The organism is Vibrio sp. 1151_11, assembly GCF_029478525.1.
In the GTDB taxonomy this organism is placed as follows: domain Bacteria; phylum Pseudomonadota; class Gammaproteobacteria; order Enterobacterales; family Vibrionaceae; genus Vibrio; species Vibrio anguillarum.
The window spans coordinates 1-223 of sequence record NZ_SHMN01000156.1 but is presented as its reverse complement, the minus strand read 5'-3'; the positions used below and the strand labels follow the sequence as shown (position 1 = coordinate 223).

The 223-nt window shown below is 55.6% G+C and carries 1 rRNA gene; it reads right to left on the bottom strand.

What is annotated here, in order from left to right:
• Positions 1 to 223, bottom strand: a 16S ribosomal RNA gene (locus EXZ60_RS19185); the annotation flags it as partial.

Genomic DNA, 223 nt, shown 5'->3' with positions numbered 1-223 from the left:
GCTTGCTGCCCTCTGTATGCGCCATTGTAGCACGTGTGTAGCCCTACTCGTAAGGGCCATGATGACTTGACGTCGTCCCCACCTTCCTCCGGTTTATCACCGGCAGTCTCCCTGGAGTTCCCGACATTACTCGCTGGCAAACAAGGATAAGGGTTGCGCTCGTTGCGGGACTTAACCCAACATTTCACAACACGAGCTGACGACAGCCATGCAGCACCTGTCT